Annotated in this window: 22 protein-coding genes and 1 other annotated feature; of the genes, 12 read left to right on the forward strand and 10 right to left on the reverse strand. The window is 37.2% G+C overall.

Annotated elements, in window-relative coordinates:
• The first annotated feature begins 323 nt into the window (after positions 1 to 323).
• Positions 324 to 704, forward strand: a complete 381-nt coding sequence (locus ACYH9I_RS01420; RefSeq protein WP_091347107.1) for a DUF805 domain-containing protein — start codon at positions 324 to 326, stop codon at positions 702 to 704.
• A 132-nt stretch (positions 705 to 836) separates the two neighbouring features.
• On the opposite strand, the gene ACYH9I_RS01425 is transcribed toward ACYH9I_RS01420, so the two are convergent.
• The gene (locus tag ACYH9I_RS01425; RefSeq protein WP_483558333.1) at positions 837 to 1,451 is read right to left on the reverse strand and encodes a riboflavin synthase subunit alpha; all 615 of its coding nucleotides are present in this window, start codon (positions 1,449 to 1,451) and stop codon (positions 837 to 839) included.
• 165 nt (positions 1,452 to 1,616) lie between these two features.
• Here ACYH9I_RS01425 and crcB point away from each other — a divergent pair, with 165 nt between their 5' ends.
• Entirely contained in the window at positions 1,617 to 1,994 is a 378-nt protein-coding gene (crcB, locus tag ACYH9I_RS01430) for a fluoride efflux transporter CrcB (protein WP_160403901.1), read from the forward strand.
• Between the two features lie 105 nt (positions 1,995 to 2,099).
• A complete protein-coding gene (locus ACYH9I_RS01435) occupies positions 2,100 to 2,492 on the forward strand; it encodes a SulA-like leucine-rich domain-containing protein (RefSeq protein WP_091347113.1) in 393 nt (130 codons plus the stop codon).
• A gap of 19 nt (positions 2,493 to 2,511) precedes the next feature.
• Here ACYH9I_RS01435 and ACYH9I_RS01440 read toward each other — a convergent pair whose 3' ends face one another.
• The 4 genes from ACYH9I_RS01440 to ACYH9I_RS01455 all read right to left on the reverse strand — a co-directional run bounded on the left by ACYH9I_RS01440 (position 2,512) and on the right by ACYH9I_RS01455 (position 6,564).
• Entirely contained in the window at positions 2,512 to 4,020 is a 1,509-nt protein-coding gene (locus tag ACYH9I_RS01440; RefSeq protein ID WP_483558336.1) for a class I adenylate-forming enzyme family protein, read from the reverse strand.
• On the reverse strand, positions 4,017 to 4,847 hold the full coding sequence (locus ACYH9I_RS01445) for an SDR family NAD(P)-dependent oxidoreductase (protein ID WP_483558338.1): 831 nt from the start codon (positions 4,845 to 4,847) through the stop codon (positions 4,017 to 4,019). The genes ACYH9I_RS01440 and ACYH9I_RS01445 overlap by 4 nt, the downstream gene beginning before the upstream one ends.
• Positions 4,848 to 4,925: 78 nt before the next feature.
• Complete coding sequence (locus ACYH9I_RS01450) at positions 4,926 to 5,507, reverse strand: hypothetical protein (RefSeq protein WP_174786766.1); 582 nt, start codon at positions 5,505 to 5,507, stop codon at positions 4,926 to 4,928.
• Between the two features lie 145 nt (positions 5,508 to 5,652).
• Positions 5,653 to 6,564, reverse strand: coding sequence for a LysR family transcriptional regulator (locus ACYH9I_RS01455; RefSeq protein WP_174786767.1), 912 nt, complete (start codon positions 6,562 to 6,564; stop codon positions 5,653 to 5,655).
• A gap of 140 nt (positions 6,565 to 6,704) precedes the next feature.
• Here ACYH9I_RS01455 and ACYH9I_RS01460 point away from each other — a divergent pair, with 140 nt between their 5' ends.
• Entirely contained in the window at positions 6,705 to 7,106 is a 402-nt protein-coding gene (locus tag ACYH9I_RS01460; RefSeq protein ID WP_160403906.1) for a DoxX family protein, read from the forward strand.
• A gap of 348 nt (positions 7,107 to 7,454) precedes the next feature.
• Here ACYH9I_RS01460 and ACYH9I_RS01465 read toward each other — a convergent pair whose 3' ends face one another.
• On the reverse strand, positions 7,455 to 8,858 hold the full coding sequence (locus tag ACYH9I_RS01465) for a hypothetical protein (RefSeq protein ID WP_483558341.1): 1,404 nt from the start codon (positions 8,856 to 8,858) through the stop codon (positions 7,455 to 7,457).
• A 661-nt stretch (positions 8,859 to 9,519) separates the two neighbouring features.
• On the reverse strand, positions 9,520 to 10,677 hold the full coding sequence (locus ACYH9I_RS01470) for a hypothetical protein (RefSeq protein ID WP_483558343.1): 1,158 nt from the start codon (positions 10,675 to 10,677) through the stop codon (positions 9,520 to 9,522).
• A 264-nt stretch (positions 10,678 to 10,941) separates the two neighbouring features.
• Positions 10,942 to 11,066 (forward strand) — a sequence feature (His leader region).
• A 37-nt stretch (positions 11,067 to 11,103) separates the two neighbouring features.
• Here ACYH9I_RS01470 and hisG point away from each other — a divergent pair.
• Genes hisG through hisIE form a run of 8 tightly spaced genes read left to right on the forward strand, consistent with a single transcriptional unit; the run spans position 11,104 to position 18,189 of the window.
• Complete coding sequence (hisG, locus tag ACYH9I_RS01475; protein ID WP_091347130.1) at positions 11,104 to 12,003, forward strand: ATP phosphoribosyltransferase; 900 nt, start codon at positions 11,104 to 11,106, stop codon at positions 12,001 to 12,003.
• 4 nt (positions 12,004 to 12,007) lie between these two features.
• Positions 12,008 to 13,303, forward strand: coding sequence for a histidinol dehydrogenase (gene hisD / locus ACYH9I_RS01480; protein WP_483558345.1), 1,296 nt, complete (start codon positions 12,008 to 12,010; stop codon positions 13,301 to 13,303).
• Between the two features lie 15 nt (positions 13,304 to 13,318).
• A complete protein-coding gene (gene hisC, locus ACYH9I_RS01485; RefSeq protein WP_483558347.1) occupies positions 13,319 to 14,377 on the forward strand; it encodes a histidinol-phosphate transaminase in 1,059 nt (352 codons plus the stop codon).
• An 8-nt stretch (positions 14,378 to 14,385) separates the two neighbouring features.
• Complete coding sequence (gene hisB, locus ACYH9I_RS01490; RefSeq protein WP_483558349.1) at positions 14,386 to 15,453, forward strand: bifunctional histidinol-phosphatase/imidazoleglycerol-phosphate dehydratase HisB; 1,068 nt, start codon at positions 14,386 to 14,388, stop codon at positions 15,451 to 15,453.
• Positions 15,454 to 16,041: an imidazole glycerol phosphate synthase subunit HisH gene (gene hisH / locus ACYH9I_RS01495; RefSeq protein WP_091347137.1), complete on the forward strand. Its 588-nt coding sequence runs from the start codon at positions 15,454 to 15,456 to the stop codon at positions 16,039 to 16,041.
• Between the two features lie 32 nt (positions 16,042 to 16,073).
• Positions 16,074 to 16,811, forward strand: coding sequence for a 1-(5-phosphoribosyl)-5-[(5-phosphoribosylamino)methylideneamino]imidazole-4-carboxamide isomerase (hisA, locus tag ACYH9I_RS01500; RefSeq protein WP_483558420.1), 738 nt, complete (start codon positions 16,074 to 16,076; stop codon positions 16,809 to 16,811).
• Entirely contained in the window at positions 16,793 to 17,569 is a 777-nt protein-coding gene (gene hisF / locus ACYH9I_RS01505; protein ID WP_483558351.1) for an imidazole glycerol phosphate synthase subunit HisF, read from the forward strand. Before hisA ends, hisF begins: the two co-directional genes overlap by 19 nt.
• A complete protein-coding gene (hisIE, locus tag ACYH9I_RS01510) occupies positions 17,563 to 18,189 on the forward strand; it encodes a bifunctional phosphoribosyl-AMP cyclohydrolase/phosphoribosyl-ATP diphosphatase HisIE (RefSeq protein ID WP_483558353.1) in 627 nt (208 codons plus the stop codon). The genes hisF and hisIE overlap by 7 nt, the downstream gene beginning before the upstream one ends.
• A 73-nt stretch (positions 18,190 to 18,262) precedes the next feature.
• Here the strand turns inward: hisIE and cysB are convergent, their stop codons facing one another.
• The 3 genes from cysB to matP all read right to left on the reverse strand — a co-directional run bounded on the left by cysB (position 18,263) and on the right by matP (position 22,509).
• Positions 18,263 to 19,234 carry an HTH-type transcriptional regulator CysB gene (gene cysB / locus ACYH9I_RS01515; protein WP_483558355.1) on the reverse strand — a complete coding sequence of 324 codons (972 nt, stop codon included), beginning with the start codon at positions 19,232 to 19,234 and terminating at the stop codon, positions 18,263 to 18,265.
• 172 nt (positions 19,235 to 19,406) lie between these two features.
• Positions 19,407 to 22,016 carry a type I DNA topoisomerase gene (topA, locus tag ACYH9I_RS01520; RefSeq protein WP_483558357.1) on the reverse strand — a complete coding sequence of 870 codons (2,610 nt, stop codon included), beginning with the start codon at positions 22,014 to 22,016 and terminating at the stop codon, positions 19,407 to 19,409.
• A 28-nt stretch (positions 22,017 to 22,044) separates the two neighbouring features.
• Positions 22,045 to 22,509 (reverse strand): macrodomain Ter protein MatP, encoded by a 465-nt coding sequence (gene matP, locus ACYH9I_RS01525; protein ID WP_483558359.1) that lies wholly within the window; start codon positions 22,507 to 22,509, stop codon positions 22,045 to 22,047.
• Between the last annotated feature and the right edge of the window lie 90 nt (positions 22,510 to 22,599).

Consider the following 22,599-nt stretch of genomic DNA (forward strand, 5'->3'; position numbering starts at 1 on the left):
TAAAAACAGAATCTATTGGGATGCGATAAGGGATGGCGTATTTATCGGGATTTTTGCTATGATGCTCTAGTTTGTTTACGATTTAATCACGACAAAATTGTGTAATGCAGTCATAGCATTTTAAAATATCAAAGATCTAAATACATAAAAACATTTTATAAAAACAATTCACCTTTAATTTTAATTAAAAATCAATTTGTTATCCAATAAAAATCTGACAGAATTTTTCTTAAAAAAATCTATTTTTATCGATATAAAAAATTTGAAATAACGCTTAATTTATTATATATTTGCGAAGCTTTTAATAAATAAGGAGTATTTAAGTGTTAAGTAAAGCAATTAATTCATGGCTTGATGGCTATAAAAAAATATTTTGTTATAAAGGACGTTCAACTCGTAGTGAATTTGGATTTTTTCTTCTTATCCAATTTATAGTAATGTACCTCTCTTTTTCATTGCTATTCAATCTGGACAATATATTACCATCAGCTTTACTAGGGCTCTGTGTAATGTTGATTTTTATCACCACTTTTCTTGCAACATTGTCTTACAATGTTAGACGATTACATGATATAGGTCAAAGTGGTCTGTGGTGCTTTGTTTATCTTCTCTGTTCAGGAGCTATAATAATTGCATGTTTAATAATAAAACCAACTCCAGGTGAAAACCAATACGGACCTAACCCAAGAACATTGTCAAAATAACAAAATATCCCTTCACCTCACAAGGTAGAGGGATTGCAGTTTTATCTATATTCAATTCCTCGTTCTTAACTATTTTAAACCCTTTATTCTAGGTTTTAAAATAAGTCTCACCTTGGCATTTTAATGATTTAATTAATGCAAATTTTTTGTTGCTAATACTCGCTCAACAGTATCAACAATCGCTTGAGTTTGTGAGTCGATTTCGATATTAACTTTATCTCCAACTTTTTTAGCTTCTAATGTAGTAATTGCAAGTGTTTCGGGGATTAGGTGAATATGGAAGCAATTATCGCTAACTTCGCCAACTGTCAAGCTAGCGCCATCGATGCCAATAAAGCCTTTGTATAATACATATTTGCTAAATTGTGGTGGTAACTGTAACGTCATTTGGCAATTGGTTGCAGTTTTTTCAATATTAACAATCGTTGCTGTGCAAGAAATATGACCAGACATAATATGCCCACCAACTTCATCACCATATTTAGCACTACGTTCAATATTGACAAAATCGTGGATTTTTTTATCACCTAATGTAGTTAATGCTAAGGTTTCTTGCATAATATCAAATGACACCCAATCTTGCCCAAAACCTGTCACTGTCAAGCAACAACCATCATTGGCAACAGATGCGCCAATTTCAAGGTGATACATTAATTTATTGGGCAATTTGACTTTATACGTTCTTAATTTATCTTTATCTACAATATCAATAATCTGACCAACGCCTTGCACAATACCCGTAAACATATATATACCTCAATTATTCTTAATATTGAATATTCTATCGTAATCTGATTAGAATTTCCTATTTCTATTTTCTACTGGTATGATCGTTTTATATATTTATTGATCAATTACTATTGATATCGATAACAAATTCTTATTTCAGTGTATGGGCAAGGATATATTATTATGTTAAAACTAATTTTAGCCATTTCAGTCGGCTCTGTGGCGGGTGGTTTATTGCGTTGGTTTTTATCGCTTAAATTGAATATTATCGCTTTTGCAATTCCGCTAGGCACACTACTGTCTAATTTAGTTGCAGGTTATATTATTGGCTTTGCCATTGCCTTTTTTAACCACTCTAACCTTTCTGCCGAATGGCGTTTACTTGTCATAACTGGTTTTTGCGGTGGATTGTCGACCTTTTCAACCTTTTCAGCTGAAATTGTTAACTTTTTACAAGAAGGTCGAATATCTTGGGGATTAGCAACAATATTGATCCATGTAATTGGCTCAGTTTTAATGACATTTTTAGGTATTTTATCGTATCAATATTTACGTTCTTAAGATGATTCAATTGGAAATAATACAAAAAATAATCATAAATAGAGTTTACAACGCCAAAATACTGTATTAATATACACTGTATATAGAAACAGTATTGAGGTTATTATGTTAATTGAACATTCATCGCAACAACTTATGGCTATTCACTTTGAATCTCCTTTCCAACAACTGTTACAACAACAGCGACCTTTATTAAAATCATTGAATAAAGCCAAAAAATGGCAATTATGGTTATCAGATCGTCCAATGTTAAAACGTTCATGGATCAATACTGCTGGCCTAGACAAACAAAAAGTTGTCCATTTAAGTAATTTAAAAAATGAAAATTTAATATCGACGATAGAAAAGGCTTTACGAAGCAAAACTTGTAGTTATATTGTTGCTTGCATTAACGATCTTAATGAACAAAACAAACAGCGATTACAGCAAGCCGTATTATCAAGCAATACCTGCTTGCTTTTAGTTCACGATGAACAGTGTGGACAACTAATTCAATAGCATCAAGCACAAAATATGGTTAAGAAGACAAATACAATTGAGCGAGTTTTTTCCGATCAACTTTACCAATCCCTGTCATGGGTAATTGATCGATAATGACGATCTTTTTCGGCATTTGATAACGGGCAACTTGAGACTTTAACCAATCAACTAGTACTGTTTCGGTTATTTTGGTATTAGATACTAAAACAACAAAAGCCACTAACCGTTGCCCAAATTCTGTATCAGGAACACTAATGATGGCGATATCTTTTATATCGGGATGCGACAGTAAGCTTTGCTCTAGTTCAAACGGATAAACATTTTCGCCACCAGACACAATCATGTCATCTACTCGACCTTGTAGATAATAATATCCATTAGTATCCTTATCGGCTAAGTCTCCTGTTGCTACCCAACGATTACCTAGTGTTGACCAAGCACATTTGATATAGAGTTCGTTTCGCCCTTCTTTTGTCACTAATTTAGCACAAAGACCTCTAAGTGGTTTACCAATTGTAGTTGGCTCGATGGCTAAATCCTCTGGGGTGGCAATCATACAAACACCTGCCTCTGATGTTCCATATAAATTAAACAAAATCTTACCAAGACAATTTAGAGCTTGTTTAACCAACGTTGCTGTAATGGGAGCGCCACCGCTGATAATACAACGTAAGCTTTTAAGTTGATCTTCGGAATATGTTAGCATTCGATTTAACATTAATGGCACTAATGTAACCACTTCGATTTTATTGTAAGAAATTAATTGGCACGCTTCTGAAGCTTCAAATCGTTTGGTTAAAAATATGGTAGCACCTAACAATACTGACATACATAAAGTCGCTATCCCAAAACCATGATAAATCGGCGTTGCAATATAGATTTTTTTATAATGACTAAGATTCAATTTAATTAGCAATTGAAAAAAAGGACTCATAAAATTTTGCGCCTTACTACTACGACCAGCTATTTTAAAGCGCCCTGTCGTGCCACTGGTTAAAACAGTTATTTTTGAAAAGTGGGTCACTTTAATTTTAGTTTGATGCATTAGCGGTAAGGCAGTTAACAAGGAATCAACGGACTGCTTACTTTCATGGTAAGTCGGCAATGCTTTGATGGGTGGCAGATTGGTTATTTCTGGATCATGAATAATCCAATCAAATTGTACATTATTGTTAATATCATTAAGTTGTGTTGCCGATAACTCCGTATTTAATAGATAAATATCAGCACCAAGCCTTGCAACGGCAAATATTGTATGCACAAGATTAACGTGATTACTTGCGATAATAGCAATTTTTTGATGAGGTTTAATACCACAATACATCGCTAATTGCGTTGCCAAATGTTGAGATTGAGAATAAAGCGTATGGTAATTAATGCAAACACCATCTTCATTAATCGCAATTTGCTCAGGGCAAAGCTTTTGACGAACATAAAGTAAAGCCATTAAATTCATACCGACAAGGCGAATACTAGCTAATAAATGCCAAATACCTTTAAAAGTCAACAATTGCGTTTTATACAAAGCTAGAATCGATTTTATCATTGTTTTTTCTTAATATAATAAGAATTTAATTTGCACCATACGCCATTAAAAATAACTGAAGCAAGTTGTCCAATAATAACCCACCATGGTTTATATTGACGTTTTTGGCTAACAAGCAAACGGCTAATAATGGTTGCTGCTTGACAGGGTTGCAGTGCAGGTAGTTTTTTATAGATTTTGGTTGGCGCTATCATTCGGGTTTTAACCAAAGGCAAATAAGCTGTAGAAACTTTTATTTGCCGGTTTTTAAGCTCACTACTGGCACAGCGTAGCCACTGATCAAAAGCAGTTTTAGACGCCTGATAAGCTGCCCAATTAACTGTTGGCGCTAACAGCACATTTATAGCCGACACATTAATAATGTGCCCTTTAGATTGTTGTAATTTAGGAATTAACGCCAAACACAATTTGACCGGTGCCAAATAATTTAGCTTGATGGTTCTTTCAAAATCATGCATACGATCTAGTGATTGCATAATTGGACGGCAAATCGATATGCCAGCATTATTAATAAATACATCAACATGGTAAGACGCTAAATAAGCAATAAAACTATCTAACTGTTCAACATCACGCAAATCGGCACAAAACAGATCGATTTTTGCTTTTTTGTTAGATAACGATTGCTCAATTAATTGTAATTTATCTGCAGTTCGAGCTACCAAAATAAGTTGACACTCAATATCGGATAAAAGATGGCACAAAGCTTCACCAATCCCAAAACTCGCCCCTGTAATAATAATAGTTTTATGCCGTAAACACTGCGCTAACTGACAAAAATTAGGTTTGCGTATGGGAAAAAGGAGACAATTAAGCAAGTTAGTCAAAATCTTCATCTATCAATAGTCAGTATTTTAATGTAACAGTATAAAATTAATGTTAAATAAGTCAATATGATAGACCCTTTAACAAGGGCCCATTAAACAGCCAACCATCATCAGTGGAACAAAAATTGGAAATATAATCAATCCAGCCACATCACCTTTGATATCAAGATCCGAATCTATCTCGTGATTTGGTCTAACTAATACAGTTATTGATTTTGGCAATAAATATTGATCAGACAATGTATTGGCTTGCCTATAAACATTCCCTTTTGTTGTAAATAACACTTGATAATAACCATTTTTCAAAATCACATTTGATTTATACTTTTCGAGTAACTTTTTATCACTTAATCTCTTATTTTCTGGGATAAAATTGATATACTGAGCAGTAATTTCGCCATCTAAATTATCTTGATAAAAAATGATGGATACACTTTCAACATCATTTTTATATTCGGCTAAAAAATCACGATAATTTTTCAGTTTTTTTAACGCATCAGGGTGAGTAAATTGGTATGAGTATTGTTCAGACTCGGCAATAATACCGGTGTTTTCATCTACTTTTAATTTTATAATAGTGTCATTGGTTGGCAAAATTTTGACTTGCTTATGTGCACAACCACAAAGACAAAAAATAAGAATAAAAATAAATCCTTTCATTATAACCTTCCTGCTTTCAATATATTATATGCATCATTATTTTGTCCGTTTTTTTACAATCCAAAATAGCCTAACAATATCTGCATAATTTTGATATAAATTATATGAACTTAAAAAAATAATTCAAACAATCACTGTTGTTTTTTCAACTAACTGACCATTGATAATCTTTTAGCTCACTAATCAAAAAATCGATTAAACAACGCGTTCGGAGTGGTAACAATTTACGGCTTGGGTAAACCGCATAAATGTTCAAATCCTCAACTTTATAATCCAACAAAACACGCACCAACCGCCCTATTTTAATATCTTGACCAATAATAAAATCAGGTTGCAACGAAATACCGCCCCCTTGTAACATAATCTGACGACAAGTATCACCATTATTACAATAGATATTCGCCTTTAAATTAACCGACAGATCAACATTATCTTTATAAAAATGCCATTGCTCCTTTTTAGCCCATTGGCTATACATCACAATTTTATGATTAAACAAATCATCAGGATCATTCGGCATGCCATATTTAGCGATATAATCGGGCGAAGCGGCAACTATAATTTGCGTGGTTGCCAGTTTACGACTAATTAGCGAGGAGTTTTCTAACCGACCAATTCGAACAGCAAGGTCGTAGCCCTCTTCAAGCAGATCAACTACACGATCTGACAGCGTAATATCTAGCTCAATCTTAGGGTACTTATCGATAAATTTTTGCCATAAAGGCGCTAAATGTAAAATTCCAAAACTAACGGGCACATTAACTCGAAGTATACCTTGTGGACTTGCGTGATCTAAAGTGAGGCTGTTTTCTGCTTCTGCAGTAGCATTAATTATGGCTTTAGCTTGCAAATAAAAAGTTTGCCCTTCAAGGGTGATAACCATTTTGCGCGTGGTTCGTTGTAACAACCGTACTTGCAAGCGATCTTCTAACGCTTGAAGGTAACGTGACACCGCTTGCTTAGACATCTTTAACTTAACCGCAGCATCAACAAAGCTATTACAATCAACCACCGTCACAAAAACCATCATTTCTAGTAATTTATTAGATCTATCCATCTGCCTTCACCTACCAAGCAATTGTTCCACTTATTGTGACAATAAGTCACATAATAGCTTATTTATCTATAAAAAAATAACTATTAAGATAAACAAATAGTGCTAATCAATCACAATAATTAACTTACAGGAAAAATAAAATGAAACAATATCAAACCGATCTAGCCTCACTCATGTTACGAGTTGCATTAGGTGTCATGTTCTTGGCGCACGGATTAACCAAACTACTCGTCTTTACTCCAGCAGGTACAGCACAATATTTTGAATCAATTGGCTTTCCGGGGTTTGTTGGTTATTTGACGATGGTATTTGAAATTGGCGGCGGTTTATTATTGCTTTTAGGCATCTTAACCCGCATTGTTAGTTCATTAACCGTAATTCAAATGGTTGTCATTGCTTTTATTCATTCGGTGAATGGCTGGTCATTTAGTAATGCCGGTGGCGGTTGGGAGTATCCTGCTTTTATGGCGCTAACAGCACTCAGTTTAGCATTGTTGGGAAGCGGTCGATTTAGTGTGTTATCTAAAAATAGGGAATATTAGTAGGTAAAACTAGCGTTTTTTAAGGTTAAAAAACAACAGAAAAAACTTTAATAAAATCAATACCTTTTCCGACCGATTTTTAAGTGATAAGTAGATATTTTTTTACAAAAAATAACGCTTACAAAAAATGCTAAAGGTTATTTTGTTTATCTTGTTCCGCCATCAGAATGTACCGATAACAAATTTGAATATCTGGGCAAGACAAAGATAGCCTCAAATAGACAAATGAGACAGTAAGCTCTGTCATCAACCACATCCTGTATAGACGCCCCTCTGTGCTAAGGGGCTGTTCTTTGTTAAATTGTTCTTATTTGACCATAAGTACCTCTGCAACCTAAGGGTTGAGAACTAAGGTGTGACACAAATAACATCAGAGGGGTAGGTGAAACTGTGGATAGAACCGTCAACACCGACAGCGAACAAAGAGTTATTTCTTCCTATTACAGGACCAACACTCGTCCAGAAATCACTACTGAAGCCCGCACGATAGTAACCCAAAGCCCAGCCCCACTCTGCGAAAAGGCCTGCGCCTATGTGACGCATGTAATTATTACCAGATGACCTAGGCATGGCGCCATCTATTCCTCCTATACATGGGAAGTTGTTATCAACACCACAGTTCGCGTTAGTCAAATCCTTAGGTAATGGCATACGGTAGCCAGTACCACACGAAGAGTCATTAATACGCGTGGATGATTGCCTCCTAAGCTTTATGACGAACCACTTCTGCAATACAAACCCATACTTAATCACCACACGCCCCTGTCTATCCTTACCTTCTAATTCAAATTTCTGAGGTAAAGGTGGAGGAGTATTTAAACGATTCTTTAATATTACCCCAGTTACCTTCTGGGATTTATCTCTAATCCATTTATCGGATTCTATGGTGAAATATCCACCATTTGGGAACTGGAATGAACCTGAGTGAGGCATTATCCAACTCACTGTAGCTGTTATATCGCCATTCGTGACAACAGACCACGTCAACTGACTTCCATCCACTCCATCAGGCATCTCTAAGTCAAAATACAACCCATTTGCACCCGTTGTAGGAAAATTTTGGTCGTAAGATGACGAACTCGTTGACTGAGTTAAAAAACCCTTTGTAGGACTCCATATGTTAGATGGGCCTGCGTAATGGAAATCGTCACGGATACTATAATTCCAAGGGTAAGAAACAGTATCACCAGTACCACCTAAGTACAAATTCGGCCTTGCGAATTGCACAAAACAACTAACTGATGCGCCCGGACTGATGTAATACGTCACAGACTGACTACTAAAAAGACTACTATTAGGCACACCATACTGTGTAGTTAAACTACTATGTGTAACATCTAATGTCACTCTATAAGGAGAGTTGCAAGCACTTAATATATCACTACGACTTACGCTACGACCATTCTTATCAGAGAAATAAACCGATATTCTTCCCGTCGCTGTTACACCATTTGTACTCTGACCATCCCCATCATCATCCCCCCAATTGCCCAATGCTACTAAGTCACTTAAATTTCGTGAAATATATCCCGGCGGCACCAACATTCCTATATCACCTAATGTACTCCCTGCCGGTAATCTTATCGGATTTGTCGCACTTGATGTATTTGTTGATGGTGTAATCCTTGTACCATCCGGCAACGTTATAGCAACGAAGTCATCCCTTGAAGTTACCCTCGTTCGACCTCCATCAAACGTAAAATAAGGTGCACTACCCTCTATTACCCTTGATGTCTGTGCCGTTAATGCCATAGAACCTTGTGTATATAACAACAAGAACAATAGCACGAAGAACAACGATAATTTAAGTAAGTTTGGTAATTTAGATAGAAAAGATAAATACCTCGACCTTAGCGATAACCCTGCTGATAGACACGGCGACCTCGCCAAGAGCGATGAGCTTGATAACTTCGGTGATAAAAATAAGAATGGAGTCTGATTTCGACTACGGTGAAATTGAAAAAGATTTAGGGCGTAGGTTTGGCATGCCAGATGCCAGATGCCAGATGCCGATTATGATAGCGCATTTCGATTATCCTGTCAAGTAAATTTTTGTTTTATTTCAGTTTTTTATAATTGACTGCTCAATTAGCGAGCATTTCCTTGCTTTAAAAGCGCTTAAATTATAATCTGTTGATTAATAATGCGCTACTTTTTTTGTTAAAAATTTGTAAAGTTTTATTAATAAGATAGAGTTAAGCTTTTAGTGGCATGCTTTGGGAAACGGTTTTGGTGGTGTTTTTTGGCTAAAAACAACCAAACAAAAACTTTAATAAAATCAATACCTTTTCTGACCGATTTTTGGATAAAAATAAAGCTTTTTTTGTTTGTGGTGGTTATAGTGGATTAGATGCAGCGGTTTCGGACGTTTGTAGTTTAGTGTTCAAAATAGCGACGTCCGAAACTATTACCTTTATTGTTCTATTCGCATTTCCTCAAAAATTGATGTGACAATTTGATGGGCTTTTTGGGCTGCGGCTATTTGTTTGTCCATGTAGGTCTGACTGTAGTTTTGGGGTTGAATTGTGAATTCATCTTTTTGTGTCTCGGTTAAATCGTAGGTGTAATCAATATACGCATTTTTTTGATATAGATAGAAAGCACGGCAATATTGGTTACCTTCATAATTAAGATTACAATAAAGAGTAAAAGGTTCTGTTTGTGGATGGAGCCAATTCGGATTATTTATGATTATATTATAGATTTTGTTGTATTTATTTCGATCATAAGAAACATATAAAGCAACGCCATTATCAAACTCTTTGTAGTTTTTAAGATGATGATAATCAAGTGGCGCTAAGTCAGCGTTGCCTTGTGTTAGTTGCTTGTTTAAGTCTTCGTTTAGTTTTGTTTGTAAATCTGGCCATATTCGATGACTAGGTGCCATATTGCTGGTTGCTTTGATTGTGACATCTGATAATAAGATCTCATCTTGTTTTACGTTATCGCAGTATGCTTTTTGATTCGGCGTTTCAGGATGCCTGCACATTTTTTTAAAGGAATATGACAGTTCAACAACGGGCTTCGGTTCTGTTGCTGAAAATTTGTCACAAAACTCTTTAGTTGTAACATCTGTCATATTTACCCAAAATTCATTACCCCGACTATGTTGGGGATAAAGACGATAAACCACATCATTCGCCAGTGAAATCAAACGTCCATTTTGCTTGCATTCGCTACTTGGGCGGCTGTTCCAGTATTCAATAAGCATCGGCATTCCAAGATAAATCGGCCAAAAAAAGGTTGCCAATAAGGGGAATACAACATAAACAACGGCAAGATTTAACTTTTGTTTTATGCCTTGGTAGTGTTTTTTGTGCATTTGGCAATAACGAAGACCAACTGGAAAGAGCGCTCCAGTTAACGAAAACAAGAAAAAATGAATATCAGTTGGGGGAAAAATGTATACCAACCACGCACCCACTATAATTATAAAGCCGATTTTTACTTTTTTATTTAATTTAGTATAAACAATAATAGTTGAAAACAGATAAACCAAATAAAAAAAGGGAAACATTAGCGCCCATAAAAAAGGGTATACTTCAATATTATGGTAATAAGGGTGTAACATGATGATTAAGCCTTTCAATATTCTATATATAATTTATTGAATATAAATAACATAAATTAAATTAGACGTCAAAATTGTGTAGCTGTACGGCTGTTTTGAAGTTGTTAATCTAATCACGCTGACTATTTTAAATAAAAAAAACTAGTTGCGAATAAACAAATTCTGTTATATTTTGTTCAGTAGCTTTAATTATCAACTCAGTTAAAGGTTTTTTATTTTTATGAATTGTTTTTGCGTTTTTATTACTAATTCTATTAGTACACATCACCACCACCATCATTCCTGAATAGTCTTCGGGCGATTGGTGCTGGGAGACTTTGGTCTTCCGGTGATATCGCAAAAGCAAGCAGAGAACCCTCGGAAGATCAAACTTCCGAGGGTTTTTTGTTTGTGGTTTATAAATTTTAGATAACTTTGGAGAAAGATATGTTGGATAATTCGCGTTTACGCATTGCAATGCAAAAGTCAGGTCGTTTAAGTGATGAGTCAAAAAAGTTACTGGCACAATGCGGCATTAAAATAAACCTTCAAGAACAACGTTTGATCGCTTTTGCCGAAAATATGCCAATTGATATCTTACGCGTTCGTGATGATGATATCCCCGGGCTGGTTATTGATGGCGTTGTTGATATTGGGATTGTGGGCGAAAATGTTTTAGAAGAAGAAGTATTAGATAGGCAAGCCGAAGGCGAAGATCCACAATTTATAAAACTGCGCGCACTTGATTTTGGTGGATGTCGGTTGTCGATCGCCGCACCGCGTGATTTTGAGTACTCTGGTCCTGAGTGTTTAAATGACCTGCGTATTGCCACCACTTACCCTCATCTGCTCCGCCGTTATCTTGCACAATATAATGTTACCTTTAAAACCTGTTTACTTAATGGTTCGGTCGAAGTTGCACCACGTGCTGGGCTGGCTGATGTAATTTGTGATTTAGTATCTAGCGGTGCAACACTTGAAGCAAACGGTCTTAAAGAGATCGAAGTTATCTATAAATCAAAAGCCTGCTTAATTCAACGTCAAGGCGACATGTCACCAATAAAACAGGCGTTAATCGATAAAATCATGACGCGTATTCAAGGGGTTATTCAAGCTCGTGAGTCGAAATATATTATGCTCCACGCCCCTACCGAGGTGTTAGATGATATTGTTGCACTATTACCCGGCGCTGAAAATCCTACCATTTTGCCTTTAACTGGCGAGCAAAATCGGGTTGCACTACATATGGTGAGCAGTGAATCGCTTTTTTGGGAAACGATGGAAAACCTAAAAGCGTTAGGTGCAAGCTCAATTCTTGTATTACCAATTGAAAAAATGATGGAGTAATAATATGAAACTCTCTTATTGGCAACAATGTACAAATGAACAACAAACAGCACTATTAACGCGTCCAGCGATTACAGCCTCTGATTCGATTAGCAAAGCTGTTGCAGATATTTTGGCACAAGTTAAACAAGATGGTGATAAGGCATTAAAAGCACTAAGTAGCAAATTTGATAAAGTCCAAATTAAGCAGATCAAACTCACCAAACAGGAAATCAACACCGCCGCAGACCGCGTTAAGCCTGAATTAAAACAAGCAATGCAATTGGCTGTTGCGAATATTGAAAAGTTCCACCAAGCTCAAGTAAAACAGACCATTAAGCTTGAAACAATGCCGGGGGTAGAATGCCAGCTAGTTACTCGACCAATTGATTCGGTTGGGCTTTATATTCCAGGGGGATCAGCGCCTTTGTTATCAACGGTATTAATGCTTGCAATACCCGCTAAAATTGCTGGTTGTCGTCAGGTGATTTTATGTTCACCGCCACCTATTGCTGACGAGATTTTATATGCAGCAGACTTGTGTGGTGTCAGCGAAGTATATCAATTAGGCGGTGCACAAGCGATTAGCGCAATGGCACTAGGCACCGAATCCGTTCCTAAAGTGGATAAGATCTTTGGTCCGGGCAATGCCTATGTTACCGAGGCTAAACGACAAATTAGCCAGCGACTTGATGGTGCTGCGATTGATATGCCTGCAGGCCCGTCTGAAGTGCTGGTCATTGCCGATAGTTCGGCTAATCCTGCTTTTGTTGCCGCTGATTTACTTTCACAAGCTGAACACGGTCCTGATTCGCAAGTGGTGTTATTAACACCAGATGAAAGTATTGCACAAGCGGTCTCGCAAGAAGTGGATAAACAATTAAGCACGCTATCACGCCAAAGTATTGCTGAAAAGGCATTACAAGAAAGCCGACTAATTGTAACAAAAGACTTGAATGAATGCGTGGCTATTAGTAACCGTTATGGACCTGAACATTTAATTATTCAAACCGCCAATGCCGATGAATTAGTTGAACAGATCACCAGCGCAGGCTCCATATTTTTGGGTAATTGGTCGCCAGAATCGGCTGGTGATTATGCCTCTGGGACTAACCATGTTCTGCCTACTTATGGCTATACCGCAACCTATTCTAGTCTTGGGCTGGCCGATTTTCAAAAAAGAATGACAGTACAAAAATTATCACCAGAAGGCTTAAAAGCAATTGGAAACGCAGTTGAACTTATGGCAGAAGCCGAACAACTGACCGCCCATAAACAAGCGGTTACTTTGCGCCTAGCGGCATTAAATTCAATGGGTTAAAAATAGGTGGATAACATGGATATCAATCAATTAGTCAGAAAAAATATTCAAAAACTAACGCCATATCAATCCGCCCGTCGGATTGGTGGTAATGGCGATGTGTGGCTCAATGCCAACGAATACCCCGTCGCACCACATTTCGAATTAACCGAACAAACCTTAAACCGTTACCCTGAGCCACAACCAGAAAAGGTGATTCAGCGTTATGCTCAATATGCAGGTGTACAACCCGATCAGTTAATTGTTAGCCGCGGCGCTGATGAAGCTATTGAATTATTAATGCGTGCATTTTGCGAGCCTGAAAAAGACAGCATTTTGTACTGTCCACCAACTTATGGCATGTATCAAGTGAGTGCTGAAACGTTAGGCATAAAAACCAAAACAGTCCCAACCAAAGCCGATTGGCAACTTGATCTTGAAGGTATTGAGCAGCATCTTGATAGCGTTAAACTGATTTATGTCTGTTCACCAAATAATCCAACGGGTAACTTAATTGATCCAGAGGATATTAAGGCGTTGCTCAATATTGCCAACAATCGTGCTTTAGTGGTGATTGATGAGGCTTATATTGAGTTTTCCCCCGACTCAACGGTGGTGAGTTGGCTTGCTAACTACCCTAATTTAGTGGTGTTACGTACATTATCAAAGGCGTTTGCTTTAGCGGGGTTACGTTGTGGTTTTACGATTGCGAATAAACCAGTAATTGATGCATTACAAAAAGTCATTGCTCCCTATCCACTCGCTACGCCCGTGGCCGATATTGCGGCACAAGCGCTGAGTAAAGATGGCATTAATGCCATGAAGTTGCATGTAATCAATTTGAACAAACAAAAAGAAAAATTTGCCAGTTCGCTAGCACAGTTATCAGTTGTTGAAAAAATTTATCCGAGTTCGTCTAACTATTTATGTGTGAAGTTTCAAGATAATAAAGACGTGTTTAATATCTTATGGAATAAAGGGATTATTTTACGCGATCAAAGCAAGTCGATTGGGGAAAATAATATGATTCGAATCACCATTGGTACTCAAGCAGAGTGCGAGGCAGTTCTTTCGGCGCTTAAAGCAATAAAATAGGAGCAAAAATGTTACAAAAATACTTATTTATTGATCGAGATGGCACATTAATTACCGAACCTCCAGTTGACTTTCAAGTTGATCGTTTTGATAAGCTGGCTTTTGAACCAAATGTCATCCCTGCGCTTCTTAAATTGCAAGCCGCTGGCTATAAATTGGTGATGGTAACCAATCAAGATGGACTGGGTACTAACAGCTATCCACAAGCAGATTTTGATGGACCACATAATCTAATGATGCAGATTTTTAAATCGCAAGGCATTAATTTTGAAGATGTGCTAATTTGCCCTCACTTTCCCGAGGATAACTGCGAATGTCGTAAACCTAAAATCCAATTAGTGTTACCTTATCTTACTAGTGGTAAATTGGACAAACAAAATAGCTACGTTATTGGTGACAGGGTCACTGATATTCAGTTAGCTGAAAATATGCAAATCAAAGGGTTACGCTATCATCCTGAACAGTTAAACTGGCTCGAAATCGCCCAGCGGTTAACCACAACAGATCGCTATGCAAAAGTTGAGCGTAATACTAAAGAAACCAAGATTTTAATAGAAGTATGGCTTGATCGCCAGGGAGGGAGTAACATCAATACAGGGATCGGTTTTTTTGATCATATGCTTGACCAAATTGCCACTCACGGCGGAATTAAACTCAATATCCAAGTCGATGGTGATTTGCATATTGATGATCACCACACCATTGAAGATACGGGACTTGCCTTGGGCGAAGCATTAAAAATAGCACTTGGTGATAAACGTGGCATTACTCGCTATGCCTCTGTGATCCCGATGGATGAATGTTTAGCAAAATGTGCAATGGATATTTCAGGCCGTCCTTATCTTAAATTTTCGGCTCATTTTTCCCACCAGAAAGTGGGCGATATGAGTACACAAATGGTTGAGCACTTTTTTTATTCAATCAGCTATGCAATGGCAATTACCCTGCATATTGAAACCGCAGGTGATAATGATCATCATAAAGTAGAAAGTCTGTTTAAGGCTTTTGCTCGTACTTTAAAACAAGCAATTAAAATTGAAAGTGATCGACTACCTAGCTCAAAAGGAGTGCTATAAATGAATATTGTCATTTTAGATACTGGTTGCGCCAATCTTTCATCGGTGAAATATGCAATAGAAAGACTTGGTTATCAACCCATCATTAGTCTTGATCCTGATGTGGTATTGAATTCAGACAAGTTATTTTTGCCGGGTGTCGGATCGGCTTCATCTGCAATGCAAAAATTAGAAGAGCGCAATTTAATTGAACTGATAAGAGTTTGTACTCAACCAGTATTAGGGATCTGCCTTGGTATGCAACTTTTAGCCGATTATAGTAATGAAGGACATGTGCATACACTTGGTATAATTAATGAAAAAGTGATTGAAATTCCTGATTGTGGATTACCACTACCCCATATGGGCTGGAATCAGGTCTACCCAAAAGCAGGTCATCATCTATTTAGAGATATTCCTGATGGTGCTTATTTTTACTTTGTACATGGATACGCGATGCCACTATGCTCAGCAACAATAGCAGAAACCAATTACGGCGAAAGCTTTACCGCAGCCGTACAAAAAGAAAACTTTTACGGCGTGCAATTTCATCCCGAGCGTTCTGGCTCAGCCGGTGCAAAATTGCTCAAAAACTTTTTGGAGATGTAACAATGGCAGTTTATCCAATGATTATCCCTCCAATGATTATCCCTGCACTTGATTTAATTGATGGTAGCGTGGTGCGATTGCATCAAGGCGATTATGAGCAAAAACGCGATTACGGCAATCATCCACTTTTGCGCCTACAAGATTATGAAAAGCAAGGTGCTAAGCTATTGCACTTAGTGGATTTAACCGGCGCCAAAGATCCTAATGCTCGTCAAATTTCGTTAATACAAACGTTGATTAATGGCGTACAAGTTCCTATCCAAGTTGGAGGCGGAATTCGCACTGAGAAAGACATACAATCATTATTATCAGCCGGTGCTGCTCGCGTGGTAATTGGGTCAACCGCCATCAAGCAACCAGAAATAGTTAAACAGTGGTTTAAAAAATACGGCGCTGAAAAATTGGTATTAGCACTGGATGTGCGCATTGATACTAAGGGCAATAAATATGTGGCGATTCATGGTTGGCAAGAAGACTCAAAACAGACATTAGAACAAGTGATTGAGGATTATCTACCTTATGGGTTGAAACATGTGCTTTGTACTGATATTTCGAAAGATGGCACTCTCAGCGGTTCGAATGTTAAGTTGTACCAAGAAATTAGTCAAAAATACCCACAAATTGCTTTTCAAGCATCTGGCGGTATAGGTCAATTAGACGATGTTAAAGCACTTGCCAATAGCGGCGTTGCAGGCGTAATTGTAGGGCGAGCTTTACTCGAAGGTAAATTTACTGTTCAGGAGGCAATTTCATGCTGGCAAAAAGGATAATTCCTTGTTTAGATGTTCGTAATGGTCAAGTGGTTAAAGGCGTGCAATTTCGAAATCACGAAATTATTGGTGATATTGTGCCTTTAGCAAAGCGCTATGCGCAAGAGGGTGCCGATGAGCTCGTTTTTTATGATATTACTGCTTCATCTGACGGTCGTGTGGTGGATAAAAGCTGGGTTGCAAAAGTTGCCGAAGTTATTGATATCCCCTTTTGTGTTGCTGGCGGCATTAAAACGATTGATGATGCAGGGCAAATATTAACCTTTGGCGCTGATAAAATTTCAATTAACTCCCCTGCGCTTGCTGACCCTTCTTTAATTACAAGGCTTGCAGATCGTTATGGTGTGCAGTGTATTGTTGTTGGCATTGATACTTGGTATGACAAAGAATCAAACAATTATCACGTTTATCAATTTACTGGTGATGAAAAACGCACCGTTGCCACCAAGTGGAATACGCTTGATTGGGTAAAAGAGGTTCAAAAACGTGGTGCCGGCGAAATTGTATTAAACATGATGAATCAAGATGGTGTACGTAATGGCTACGATCTTGATCAACTTAAAGCAGTTCGTGAGGTTTGTCATGTACCACTTATTGCTTCAGGTGGTGCTGGCACCATGGAACATTTTTTGCAAGCTTTTAAAGAAGCCAATGTTGATGGTGCATTAGCGGCCTCGGTGTTTCATAAACAAATTATCAATATTAGCGAACTTAAACAGTATTTAGCTCAGAATGGAGTAGAAATTCGATTATGTTAACTCAAAATAGCGATATAAAATTAGATTTACAGCAACTTGATTGGCAAAAAGTGAATAATTTAATACCGGTCATTATTCAGCATTATGTTTCTGGCGATGTACTAATGCTGGGTTATATGAATCAAGATGCGTTAACTCAAACACAAGCTAGCGGTAAAGTCACTTTTTATTCACGCACTAAGCAACGCCTTTGGACCAAAGGTGAAACCTCAGGCAATTTTTTAAATGTGGTGAGTATATCAGCAGATTGTGATAATGATACTTTATTAATTTTAGTCAATCCCGTAGGTCCAACCTGTCACACTGGGTCTAATAGCTGTTTTACAAAGGCGAAAACCGAGTGGGGATTTTTGTTTGAATTAGAACAGTTACTTGCAGCACGTAAAAATGCCGATCCTAAGTCGTCGTATACGGCAAAACTGTATCATGATGGCACAAAACGAATAGCACAAAAAGTGGGAGAAGAAGGTGTTGAAACCGCACTTGCTGCGACAGTTCATGATCGAGAAGAGTTAAAAAATGAATCTGCGGATTTGATTTATCATTTATTAGTCCTGCTTCAAGATCAAAATTTGTCATTGCAAGATGTGATTGGCATTTTAAAAGCAAGGCATAAATAATAAAAATAATCAAAGTGCGAATCATATCGCACTTTGATTTATATCTTTTTTATTATGATAAAAATAAATTAACTTAACAAACAGGCAATTTTACCCCGTTAAACATTGCTAATACTTCGGTATTGTTTTCACATAACATCAGTTTGTCTACTGTTTGCCGATCCAATTGAGGCGAAAACTTACCGATAAAATCATACATATAACCACGTAAAAATAACGAACGAGCAAAAACGATATAGGTTGTACTGTAAGGAAAGATATGTCCTGCATTAAGTACGACAAAATCATCATCGGATGTATCACTCACAGCCATTTTTGCGACAATGCCAACGCCTACTCCCAACTTAACATAGGTTTTAATTAACTCTGCATCCGTTGTACTAAAAACAATATTAGGCGACTGACGAGCTAGCAAGAAAGCTTGATTTAAATCGGAACCATCGTTAGAAAAATCATAACTAACTAACGGAAATTTTGAAAGTTCTTCAATCGAAATTAAGCTGCGTTTGGCAAGTGGGTGATCTTTCATCACAATCACTGCTTGGTTCCAGTGATAGCACGGTAACGCAATCATATCATCGCTAAGCTGTGAAATGTCGGTCACGATAGCTAATTCGGCCTGCCCTGTTTGTGCTTGAGATATGCACTGTGGTGATGATCCTTGCTCCATATGCAAAGTAATATTTGGATATTGTTGCATAAACTGCTGGATCACAACAGGCAAGGCATAACGTGCTTGAGTATAAGTTGTGGTAATTGTTAATGAGCCTTGATTTGGCTGACTAAATTCTTTGGCAATAATTTTAATATCGTTAGATTTGTTGAGGATTTCTCGAGCAAGCGCAATAATTTTTTCACCGACAGGCGTCACTTCTGAAAGGTGCTTACCCACTCGGGTAAATATCTGAACGCCAAGCTCGTCTTCTAACAATTTTATTTGTTTGCTGATGCCTGGTTGAGATGTATACAGTTTTTCGGATGTTAACGATACATTGAGATCGTTATTGACGACTTCGACAATATAGCGTAATTGTTGCAATTTCATGACAAACAAAAGCTCCTTTAACTGTATTCTTTCTCCCTTTTAATCACATTTCAAAAGGGAGAATTGGTAAGGTAAGTCTTTTCACTGTCTAGCACAAACAATAATAACTATTTTTATACTAAAACATATGCTTTCCTGAAACTCTTTTTGACAAAAGTTTAGTTGCTATTACCTATTTTTTACTATTAATCCATTTGCCATCTACGTATTGCATCACCCAACCTGTCGATTTACCATTAACTTCAGAGGTAACATATTGTTGTTTGCTTTTACGACTAAAACGAACAATGGATGGATTACCGTCAGGATCTTTACTTGGTGCTTCGGTCAAGTAAATAAACTTTTCTGGCAGGCGATCTTTAAAACGTTGTAACTCTTCAATCAACGGTGCACGTGTTTCTCTTGATTTTGGAAAATTATGTGCCGCCAAAAAGATACCCGCTGCACCATCACGCAATACAAAATGTGCATCAGATTTACTACATTGAAGTTCTGGTAAATCAACCGGATCTTCTTTAGGTGGTGCAACATCACCATTTTTTAAGATCTTACGTGTATTTTTACAATCAGGATTAGTACAGCCCATATATAAACCAAATCGCCCTGATTTTAAATGCATTTCAGATCCACATTTTTCACATTCAATAATTGGTCCTTCGTAACTTTTTACTTTAAAGTTACCTTTTTCAATTAATGAACCATCACAAATTGGGTTATTACCACATATGTGTAATTTACGTTCGTTATCAAGCAAATAACTATCCATTGCTGTATGGCATTTTGGACAGCGTTTACGTGCTCTTAATGCTTCGGTTTCGGCTGTTTCAGCTTCTTCCAAAATATTTAGAGTTTCGTGCTCCGGAATTAAGTTGATGGTTTGTTTACAACGTTCTTTAGGCGGTAACGCATAGCCTGAACAGGCTAAAAATACACCTGTACCCGCAGTTTTAATGCCCATTTCACGACTACAATTAGGGCATTTAATTTCAGGCGTTAACACTAATGGATTTAGTTGCATACCACCTTTATCAGGCGCTTGTTCGGCAACTTCAAGATGCTGACTAAAATCACTGAAAAACTGGTCAAGTACTTCGCGCCATTCTTGTTTTTTATGAGCGATTTCATCCAATGCATGCTCCATACGTGCAGTAAAATCATAGCTCATCAAATCATTAAAGTTTTCGCTGAGTCTATCAGTAACAATTTCACCGATTTTTTCTGCATAAAAGCGACGATTATCTAAACGCACATAGCCGCGATCCTGAATTGTTGAAATAATGGTTGCATAAGTCGATGGACGTCCAATTTCACGTTTTTCAAGCTCTTTAACCAATGATGCTTCGTTATACCTAGCAGGTGGTTTGGTAAAGTGTTGATTTGGATTTAAGCTAATTAAATCGAGTTTGTCGTTGACTGATAACGGCGGTAATATTTTATCTTCATTGCTTTTGGCTAGTTGCGGTTGTACTTTAGTCCAACCATCAAAGCGCAATGTACGACCTTTTGCTTTTAAAGTAAAATCGCCAGATTGGACTGTAATGGTAGTTGAGTTATATTCAGCCGATGTCATTTGACATGCCACAAATTGTCGCCAAATTAATTGATATAATTTACAAGCATCAGCATCAATATCACTAATTTTTTCGGCAAGAATGGTGACATCAGATGGACGGATAGCCTCATGTGCCTCTTGAGAATTCTTTTTGCTGCTATATACATTGGCTGACGTTGGTAGATATTTATTACCAAAATTCTTACCAATATAATCACGTACCATTGTCAATGCATCCTGACTTAAATTGGTCGAATCAGTACGCATATAAGTGATGTAACCAGCTTCGTACAATCGCTGAGCTAATGTCATGGTCTTTTTAACACCAAAGCCTAAACGCGTGCTAGCGGCTTGTTGCAAAGTCGAAGTAATAAACGGTGCTGTTGGGTTACTTTTGGTTGGTTTTTGCTCAATGTTTGTTACATGATATTGGTTTTTATTAAGCTCAGCTAAGGCTATATCAATCGCAACTTTATCTTTTGGTTCGAACGCTTTGTCTTTGTAATGGGTGACTTGTAATGTTAATTGTTCTTTTTGAGCAGTCGTTAAATCAGCATAAAGATCCCAATACTCTTCAGGAATAAAGGCATGGATTTCACGTTCACGCTCAACGACTAAACGCACTGCAACTGACTGCACACGACCAGCTGATAATCCACGTGCAACCTTTTTCCAAAGTAATGGCGATAACATAAAGCCCACAACCCGATCCATAAATCGACGCGCTTGTTGAGCATTGACTCGATCCATATCAAGCATTGATGGCTCATTAAAAGCGTTTTTGATCGCTGTTTTGGTGATTTCGTTAAAAACAACACGACGGTACTTACTCTCATCTCCACCAATGACATCTTTAAGATGCCAAGCAATAGCTTCTCCCTCTCTATCCAAGTCGGTTGCGAGATAGATCATATCAGCGTCTTTAGCAAGTTTTTTAAGTTCAGAAACTACCCGTTCTTTGCCCGGTAAAATCTCGTAATGTGCTTTCCAACCATTGTATGGATCAACACTCATACGATCAACTAAGGCTTGCTTTTCAGAACGTTTAACTTTTTTCTCGACTTTACTTTTTGTATCTTTTGTGGCTTTTTCAGCTCGTTGGCTGCTACCACTCACTGGCAGATCACGAATATGACCTACACTTGATTTAACCACGAAATCTTTGCCAAGATATTTATTAATCGTTTTTGCTTTGGCTGGTGATTCCACAATAACAAGGGATTTTCCCATAATTAAACCTTTTATTCTGTTGTTTGTATTATTTACTATCTAGCTTCACATCAAGAAGCGATAGTAAATCATCTTTAATTGTCGATACCTTTGTTGCATATTGCTCTTTCTGCTCGGCATCTTCAATTAGTTGCGTAATAGTTTGTGATAATGTACATCCACGACGTTTGGCTAAATTTGCTAATCGTTGCCAAACCAAAAATTCTAAATCAATGGATTTTTTTCGTGTATTTTGTTGCTCTGCATTAAAATGCCGTTTTCGTCTTGCCCGAATAGTTTGCTTCATTCGATTATCTAAGTCGGGATTTAAATGTGCTTTTATCCAATCAACAACTTTCGTTGGATTATGTTCTAATAATAGTAACTCATTGACAGCATGCTCAGCAGCGCTTTTTTCAATATAGCGAGTAATTAATTCACCTTCTTTATGTCTTTTTACTAAATAGTGCCACTTCCAACCACATTCAAGGTTTTCTAGTTGTTGATATTTCATCGGCTCACCTTGTGACGCTGTAACTAAATAGCTTATTTGTAGCATAACCTTGGCACACAATAAAGAAAATTATTGCATTTGACAAATTTT

Source organism: Gilliamella sp. X-23 (genome assembly GCF_057063545.1).

What these genes read in the sequence shown, in the direction of transcription:
- ACYH9I_RS01450 (WP_174786766.1), bottom strand. Translation starts at nt 5,507, where the DNA reads ATGAAAGGATTTATTTTTATTCTTATTTTTTGTCTTTGTGGTTGTGCA.
- ACYH9I_RS01460 (WP_160403906.1), top strand. Translation starts at nt 6,705, where the DNA reads ATGAAACAATATCAAACCGATCTAGCCTCACTCATGTTACGAGTTGCA.
- ACYH9I_RS01465 (WP_483558341.1), bottom strand. Translation starts at nt 8,858, where the DNA reads ATGGCATTAACGGCACAGACATCAAGGGTAATAGAGGGTAGTGCACCT.
- crcB (WP_160403901.1), top strand. Translation starts at nt 1,617, where the DNA reads ATGTTAAAACTAATTTTAGCCATTTCAGTCGGCTCTGTGGCGGGTGGT.
- ACYH9I_RS01455 (WP_174786767.1), bottom strand. Translation starts at nt 6,564, where the DNA reads ATGGATAGATCTAATAAATTACTAGAAATGATGGTTTTTGTGACGGTG.
- hisF (WP_483558351.1), top strand. Translation starts at nt 16,793, where the DNA reads ATGCTGGCAAAAAGGATAATTCCTTGTTTAGATGTTCGTAATGGTCAA.
- matP (WP_483558359.1), bottom strand. Translation starts at nt 22,509, where the DNA reads ATGAAATATCAACAACTAGAAAACCTTGAATGTGGTTGGAAGTGGCAC.
- hisA (WP_483558420.1), top strand. Translation starts at nt 16,074, where the DNA reads ATGATTATCCCTGCACTTGATTTAATTGATGGTAGCGTGGTGCGATTG.
- hisH (WP_091347137.1), top strand. Translation starts at nt 15,454, where the DNA reads ATGAATATTGTCATTTTAGATACTGGTTGCGCCAATCTTTCATCGGTG.
- ACYH9I_RS01470 (WP_483558343.1), bottom strand. Translation starts at nt 10,677, where the DNA reads ATGTTACACCCTTATTACCATAATATTGAAGTATACCCTTTTTTATGG.
- hisIE (WP_483558353.1), top strand. Translation starts at nt 17,563, where the DNA reads ATGTTAACTCAAAATAGCGATATAAAATTAGATTTACAGCAACTTGAT.
- hisB (WP_483558349.1), top strand. Translation starts at nt 14,386, where the DNA reads ATGTTACAAAAATACTTATTTATTGATCGAGATGGCACATTAATTACC.
- cysB (WP_483558355.1), bottom strand. Translation starts at nt 19,234, where the DNA reads ATGAAATTGCAACAATTACGCTATATTGTCGAAGTCGTCAATAACGAT.
- hisC (WP_483558347.1), top strand. Translation starts at nt 13,319, where the DNA reads ATGGATATCAATCAATTAGTCAGAAAAAATATTCAAAAACTAACGCCA.
- ACYH9I_RS01435 (WP_091347113.1), top strand. Translation starts at nt 2,100, where the DNA reads ATGTTAATTGAACATTCATCGCAACAACTTATGGCTATTCACTTTGAA.
- hisG (WP_091347130.1), top strand. Translation starts at nt 11,104, where the DNA reads ATGTTGGATAATTCGCGTTTACGCATTGCAATGCAAAAGTCAGGTCGT.
- ACYH9I_RS01425 (WP_483558333.1), bottom strand. Translation starts at nt 1,451, where the DNA reads ATGTTTACGGGTATTGTGCAAGGCGTTGGTCAGATTATTGATATTGTA.
- hisD (WP_483558345.1), top strand. Translation starts at nt 12,008, where the DNA reads ATGAAACTCTCTTATTGGCAACAATGTACAAATGAACAACAAACAGCA.
- ACYH9I_RS01440 (WP_483558336.1), bottom strand. Translation starts at nt 4,020, where the DNA reads ATGATAAAATCGATTCTAGCTTTGTATAAAACGCAATTGTTGACTTTT.
- topA (WP_483558357.1), bottom strand. Translation starts at nt 22,016, where the DNA reads ATGGGAAAATCCCTTGTTATTGTGGAATCACCAGCCAAAGCAAAAACG.